At 42.3% G+C, this 8576-nt stretch carries 1 protein-coding gene; it reads right to left on the bottom strand.

Translation table 11 applies throughout. The annotated features are described in order from the left end of the window. Positions 1-546: 546 nt before the first annotated feature. A complete protein-coding gene (locus BIZ39_RS19100; RefSeq protein ID WP_187447743.1) occupies positions 547-8511 on the bottom strand; it encodes a hypothetical protein in 7965 nt (2654 codons plus the stop codon). Between the last annotated feature and the right edge of the window lie 65 nt (positions 8512-8576).

The following is an 8576-nucleotide window of genomic DNA, read 5'->3' as shown; positions in this document are numbered from 1 at the left end:
GTATCTGATAAGTTTCCATACTCCAGAGTTATATGTTCAGCAAGCACCTGAGAAAACCTAGGTGGGTAATGCTTTAACAATTCTTCTCGAGACTGCTTTGTTAACTTAAGAAAGGCGCGACCATAGTTAGATTTAGCCATTAGTATCTCCAAATAGATAACATCGAGAGACACAAATGAACCCCAATAGGAGTACAAAGAGTCTCCCGAAAGTTGGGGGGTAAAGTTTGGTACCAAAAACGCATAGCCAAAAGCGAACTGCTAGCAGAACGCGAAAGCTGACGATATGTTTTAGGGTGAGTTAAATCGCTGGACAAAAATCTTGGCTAAGCAAAATTTCACCCAGTGAGGAAGGTAATCATGTAAAACATGACCTGAACCAAAGCGGTTTAGGGTTTAAAGGCAAAAGCCTGACACTGTTCAAAAACAGCCGGAATAGTTTAAAGAGAATCCAACTCTGGAGTGTCAAAAGACACAAAAAAACATTTTTATTGTAGTACTTAGATAAGAGGACACAAGCCGAACCTGCGTCCTCTTAATCAGGCAGCTAGCAATCGGTCACTGGTGCTTGTGTAGTTCTTATGACTTCCATGCACCCATTGGCCGTTTGATAAACATTATCGATATCAGGGCATGCAATGATAGGTTGTTCATATTCATAGAATTTGCACTGTCCATCTTCTAAAGAGTAAGGTGATGCACAAAAACCTGGTTCGTGTGTTTCGACATCTTCAAATCGACATTGCTCCCCAGTATCATCAGCAGCTGGATCTTCACACTGTCTAATAACTGGTACTGACGACGTAACCCTTTCACACATTGTAGATGATGCCGAAACCCATCCCAAATCATCCGTTGGACAACCAAGATCAGGGTGATAGTTTTGTGTATCAATTTTCTCACACATATTAGTCAGGTTATTGTAGGAGTAATCGATGTCAGGACATTCTACAGAGGGAGCAGATATACTCTCAAAGTGACACAATCCGTCTGTTTCAAGCGTATGGTTCGGTAAGCAAGTAAGGCTTGGAGGAGTACTAGATAATATAACATCCTTATAGCACACATTATTGAGTACTTCGTAGGAGCTATCGCTGCAACTTACTACAGCCTCGTGAATATCAGTCTCAACACAATTCTGACCAACAACTTCACCAGCATCACAGCTAACACTTGGTGGTTGCCTGTCAATGTACGTTCCTTGACACAGACCTTCACTTATCTCAACAGAGTTAGTTGGGCAATCAAATATGGGGTCTATGTATTCACGTTCATAGCATTGATTGAATCGTTGCTCTTCATCGTCTTCACACAGCACTGCTTGATCAGTTATTACCTGATAAATTTTACAGCTAGATGTATCTTCATCGTATTCATACCCTTCATTGCAACCCTCACCTTCTGGTAAGGTGCCTTCCGTGTATTGGCACATTCCATCGTATAAAACATGAGTAGAATCATGGCATGTATATGACTCAGGCGTTTCTTCTACTATGGATGTTTTCTCACAATTAAAAGTTAGAGAATTATATTCGTATCCCAAGTCTTCATCACAATATGGCGTTGGCGGATATGTTGAGGGAGATAAACATTCACCATCATCATTTTCCTCTCCATCACATGTTAAGATCGGTGGGACCTCAGCGATAATAGATGCTTTCTCGCATACCCCGAGCACCAAATCCCATTCGCTTTCGCTAATGGGTATAGGTGGTGCATTGTTCTCGAATCCTTCACCCTCATGTGGCGTCAAGGGACCGCCTCCAAGGGGGACATTAACTAGATTGATATCATTGTCTAAATTGATGTCTTCAATAATGTCGCTACCGGGGGTACAAGACATGCTATACAGATTTCCTTGTTGAGGAGAAGTGCTGTAGTTCGCAATAGATGCACTGTTGAATAAGACTTTCGAATGTTCGCCTAACCCGTTGTGACGAAAGACCCATTCAAAATGCAGGGGCGATAATATTATTTGTTCATCAATAAGAACGTCATTAATTCGCACCGAAACGTTATTATCTGTACCTCGGATGATTTTGTAATGATTATTTTGTTCTATTGCAATATCACCCAGAGGATATTCATAAGCAGTTCCATTTACTAATAAGGTAAGTGATGAGCCAGAGGGTGGGATGTAAATTGCATCTTCTGATAAGACATTATTCCCAAAGAATACACATGGTTTACCAGCATCCAAACATGACGCCATCATAGTTATCTCAAATGGTGTTTCATCTGCCAGTGATACAGGTGATGTGAAAACTCCATATTGATCGCCACTCATTGAACCATCAATCTCCATTGAACATTCACCCGTGACATCGTCAACCGAGTCGCAGGTCTGACTTGCTGGGGTAGAAGTTGTCAAGACGCAACCACCTGCTACTGATGCGCTATAGGGCTCTGAGCAAGCAATATCTGGTAAAGTTACGTCTAAAACATTCCGCTCACATACAGAGCCATCATCACTTAACGTGTAGCCATCCCCACAGGCTTCTATACTTGTCGTAGGCTCTGACCTGACACAGTTCCCAGTCAACATTAGTTCGTATGCTGGCGAAGCATCGGGGCAGGATAGAAGTGGTTGTTCTGTCTCAACAAATGTATTTACACATTTATACTCTCTTCCATTAGGCTCTATGTCCTCAGGGTTTAATGGTACAAGGGTATAAGTAGGATCAGCGCAATATTCATTCACTAGATATCCTTCGGCAGGTAAACGACAAACGCCATCTTCTTCATGGTAAATATACCCCGTACCCTGACAGGTATACTCTACTTCACCAATTTCTGTGACACTTTGTGTACGGCAAGCTTCAGTGTCAAATAGAGGATTTGATGGGTCAAGGCACTCGTAATTGGGATAAATGTCTCCAGTAAACTGACGGCATTCAAACCCCGATGAAGTAGGAACTAAAGACCAACCAGGTTCACATGAGTAATCAACATCATTCGAAGTAAGTTCAACACATGTACCACCATCATTAGTATATCCAAAAGGACAGTAGTCCGTAGATACACTATTCTGCTCTTTATGACACACTAGGTTATCCTTTGAGACGTCAAAACCAACACGATAGCCACTTTCGCACGTTACGAAGCCTTGCTCATAATATGTCTCGCAGTAGCCTGAGTTCGTAATTGTTCCGTACCCCAAGCTATCGCATTGATTAGTCTTGCTCGTATACTGATTTGTTTTACATTTATGATCAGTTGTATCTAGAAATTGTGATGTTAGTGGGCATAAATGGGCCTCGAAAGTAATACGCTCACATTGAGTAATATCACCATCTACAGGTAAAAAGCCAGCAACAACATTACAATCATAATTATATGATTCTTGAGCTGCATTACATGTTTTATCCCCCGGGTTATAATCGGGGTAATCTGAAGGACAGGCAGGTGGTGCCTCCAAATATTGCTCGCACTGACCATTTGCATCAATAAACGGAGAGTTACAGTTTGGCGCATGAGGGTGATGATCAAAAGTACACGTTCCTCTGGAGCTGTTAAAACTACCTTCGCTGCAGTAAGGTGGCTCTACAATCTCTCTTACGCATGTCTCATCTACATGTGTGTAAGAAGGCGTATCGATTGGACATGAATATGTCTGTGCTTCTCCCGCTTCTGATAGACACGCATTTTGTGAAGGTTCAAAAGTGAATCCATCCGAACATATTGGCACTTCACTTTCTTCTCTTTCGCATACCCCCTCACCTACATGTTGATCATCACCGCAATCAAATTCATACGGTATTTCAGAAGTTGATAGGCACTGTGCAGTTGTACTATCAAAATAAAAACCATCTTCACAAAGAGGTGACTCATCAGGTAAGTAACACAAGCCATCTTCTAAGCTTTCACCAACAGGACATTCTAATGTATATGAACCGTTATCGAACGTATTGGTACACGTCGTACCGGTCCACGTATATTCTCCATCACAGGTTGGAGTGTCTGTCATTCTGCACTGTGTACTATTAACAGTTGTCGCATCAGATGGGCATACAGCATCAGCAAACGTCTCTACACACTGTCCATCTATATTAGTATGCTCACAGTCACTATCTCTCGGTTCAATTTTCTCGCATTCCCAAAATTCAAATCTAGGCTCTGCTTCGTAGACACATGTAAAGCCATGGTCATTTTCTAAATCAATTGCCTCTTGAGCATCAGTCGTTATCGATACAAAGCGACAATTGGTTCCTTGCACAGAGCCTACAGCAGGCGAATATTTGTCTGTATCACAGGAATAAGTAATTTCACCATGATTGGTTTGACATGAACCATCACTCTGTAAGCTCCCTTCTGAGCATTGTTTGTTCACAGTTTTTTGACATTCATTTTCGCTCGCATTATAGGTATAACCAGAGCTACACTCTATGTAGGAAGAGTCCGTGTCGGTAGTCGTGCATCCATTTGAAGGGTCGCTATCGTTATCCCCATCTTCACATACTTCAGAGGGGGTTGTGCCTGAAGTATCAACACAAATGTTTGTATCGCTGTTAAAAGTAAGGCCAGGTCCACAAGTGGGGGTATCAACTTCTACACATCCAGAGCCTGTGTCATATTGCCCATCCTCACAATAAGGCGTAACCGAATAATCTGTAACGCCCTCACACATTTTTGTTTCAGTATTGTATGTTGGAGCTTCTGATGGACAACTTAATGCTTCTATGTCGTAGCACTGCCCATCAATGAGAACTTGGTCAACTTCACACCCATCTGGGTTGTGAGGAATAACTTCAGTTAAAACACATTCCTGACTAATAGGATCCCACATCGAATTTTCATCATAGAAAGAGCAATCCACTGGTCCTTCTTTGATGCACTCTCCGTCATAATCAATTTCCCCTACCCCACAGTTTGGCTCATGTGGTTGGTTTATCTGTTTAAAGCAACGGTCATTTTCTGGCTCAAATACGTAACCCTCTTCACACATTGGGGGTGTTATTGGTGTGCAACCATTACCATCGTCTCGCTCATCCTCATCACAGTAAAAGTTGGCAGGTTCAGTTTCCACTTTTTTACATGACGACGTATCTGTGTCATAGAAAAAACCATTCGCATCATCACAAATTGGGGCCATTTCTATTTGTTCACAGAGCTTTGTCGAACCGTTAAGTTGATATCCTTCCAAGCATATTGGGTCTTCGTCATACGTTGAGTTGCACAATCCTGTATCTGCATCCAATGTAAAATTAGCACTCAAGCAATTTTGTGAAGACCCTACTTCACTCAACTCTATACAGACATCAAAATTTGGCGAATACGTATAACCAGAAGGGCAAATTGGAGCAACGGTTTGTGTGCCATCTGTGCATGCATCACCAAATAGAGTTTGCCCTTGATATCTACAACTCTCTATAGGTTCGTATGCATAAAATTTATTAGTGCAGAGGTTACCTTCTAATGAAAAACCAATATCGCATTCAGGTGTGACTTCCGTATATTTAACGCATCTTGGTGATTCGGTATCAACTGGTTCAGCCATATTACGCTCAAAACCACTTGGACAGTTAAACTCTGGTGGCTCGGCTGGGATCTGCGCTTCGCACAACTCGGAGTTATAAGGGTAGTATCCATCTTCGCATACTCCAGGTGATTCATATGGAACTCGCGCAACGGTTATGCATTGTGAACCATCTAAGTGTCGATAAAATGGGGGTTCATCATTGCAAACCATCGTCCCCTGAACTATTTCTTCAGTAATACAACGATTTGTGACTGTATCGTAAAACTGACTTGGACTTGCACATATTGGACGACGTTCTTCTTCATACAAACACTGCAATTCATTAGTAATGGGATCATTAACTAAAACTGTGTCGCCTGTACAATACCAAGTGAGAGTCGGAGTAAATTCACATCTATCTGTGGAGGCATTGAAACTAAAACCAGGTTCGCAACTTGGCGTTGCAGTCCGGCCAGAGTAACAATATTCATTATCCTGATTTATAGAGCCTGGTGGGCACACCAAATAGGCATCATGTTGTGCTAAATCATCCAAATGTCGACACCGACCTGAATCACTATCAAAGCCAACAGGCACATATTCATTATCGCTACAGATAGGCTCATGAGAAGGCGGTAATACACATTGAGAGGAATCTAGCGGGTCAACGATATATGGGGATTGGCACGCTATTACAGCCTCTACAATTGTAGTTTTGACGCACCTGTCCAAATTAGTGTCAAACACCATGTCTGGGTCATGGCAAGTCATCGGAGAATGCGTAGTGCTCACACATGACTCTCCATCAAATACAAACCCTGCTACACAGTCTTCAATCTGCCCTACTATATTTTCATGCTGACAAGATTGTGAAATGGGTTCATAGAAAAAATAAGGACTTAGAGGAGGCCCACATTTAGTTGCACTTAACGAACTGGTAAGTTCACAACGATTTGTAGCAGCATTGTATACATGCGTACTGTCTTCACAAAAGGCTATTGCGTCAGGATATGTGAAATTGAAATCTTCACATTGTCCGGTTTCAAGATTGAAAGAACCATTGATGCATTGTGGTACAGGATCACGTTCATCTGCCGTATTACATTCGACTTCGTCAGGTGGACAAATATAGACCGATTCTTCTTCTACAGTAATTTCACGCTCACATAATTCTGAGTCTGAGTTATAAATGAGTGGGGTGCCATCGACAACCGGACAAGCGATATCAGCTGGAATAACTTCATCAATCATACAAAGGCCTGTTTCATGGTCCATATAGGATGGAATTGGACAGAATACAGACGGAGTAGTGGTAAGAGTGACGGTTTCCTCACACATTAACGTATCAGCATTTAGGACCTTTGGAGGTTCGCAAGAACGAAGAGGCTCAGCAAAGTCATACTGTAGGCACTGGTCACCAGATTTTGTGGTACCTATTGGGCACCAATAAGACGGGGCTTTACTCTCGACATCCTGTAAAATACAAGTGTCTGTCTCTACGTTGTAATAATGGTCTTCAAGGCATGACAGTGAATACCCTGCAGTATCGTGGGTAACGCATTGTCCATCAACAAGGCTATCTCCCTCATTACAAATATAACTAGGTGGAACTGTTTCTTCTGTAATTGAACGACAGAGACCGGTTAAATCATCAAATGTCATATCACTGGATGAACAATTGATTGTGGGTGGGTACCTTGTAACTTTAATGCATAGCGCGCTGTCTTCATCGTATTCAAAACTGTTTAAACACACTGGCACAGGAGGAAGTGATTCTGAAATAACCTTTTGACAGTAAGAATTATCAATTAAGGTAAAAGAGCTGTCTTCACAATAAGGGTCTGGTCTTAACTCAGTTTGCGTGCGTTTGAAACACTTTGACGTATCTTCTGGGTCAGCCATATAGGTATCTGGACAAGTTGTTGTCGCGTCAAACACCCCGTTATATGTATGCTGACATTCCCCATCTACTAACGTATATTCATCGTCACAAGTTAACGTACCTGTTGTCACGGTGCGTTTTACACAGTCACCAAAATTCAACTCATATTCCGGTCCATAGCTTTCACAACTGAAGGTCGCTGGAATGGTGTCGTAGGAAACCTCAACGCATGCATCTGCGTCCTCATCATAAACTAGAGGCGCATTGCACCCTATTACTGGAGCTATCTCAGTACGAAGGACACATTCTCCATCTTCGATAATGTGCTCATCGCTTGAGCACGCAAAAAATGGGGGCGCTGTTTCTGTGGTGCTCTGTTGACAAACATTATCTATTAAAACGAACCCCGGGCCATACGCAGAGCAATTGGTCACTTTAGGTGTTGTAATTACTATGTCGCAAGAGTCCTGTTGGTTACTGAGTCTGTATCCATCGGGGCAAGAGGTTATCTTCTCTTCAAACCATATTGCATCTTTTGTGCATAGTCCTGTGATTTCATCCTCAATGAATCCCGCTCTACATCCTGTAGTCAACGGAACGGTCTGGGTTTTTTGGCATGTAAAATTATTTGGAGATTCTTCAAAGAGTGTATAACCGGCGCCAGAATCACACGTAAAGCTCGCCGGATAGGGGACCTTCTCCTCGCTAACACATAAACTCGAATCGCTGTCATAGAAAAAACCACCAGCAGTGTCGCAACTAATTAGACAATTGTTTGACTCTGGAGCTGAACCTTGCGCGTACCATGGCATAAAATCAGGATCACCTGAGGTTATATCGGCAGGATTCATATGCTCTTTCGCTTGTTCACTAGCATGAGCTACTATTGCGGCCTGTGCCGACCCTGAGTCTTTTAAAGTCTGGCCCGCTTGCGGCCCTTGAGTTGTAACCATGTAATCAGACTTCACGAAGTCTTCTGGCATATTATTTGGGTCATATTTTAGGGTAGCGAGAACGATATTTTCATACTCGCTAAGGTCGACTCGGTCCCAATTGATATTGGCAACTTCATCTAGAGTAAATCCGTTACAAGCTAAGTTCTCAGGCTTAGGCTTTTTAGTGGGGTCAATCAACCATATTTCATTTTCTCCAACCCCATTATCTTCAGCCATGATACGGCGGAACTCTTCAGAAATAATGCGAGAAAATACAGATGGATAAGTACAGTGACCTTGGG

The organism is Alteromonas sp. BZK5, assembly GCF_014349115.1.
GTDB lineage: Bacteria > Pseudomonadota > Gammaproteobacteria > Enterobacterales > Alteromonadaceae > Alteromonas > Alteromonas macleodii.
This window is presented reverse-complemented; position numbering and strand designations above follow the sequence as displayed.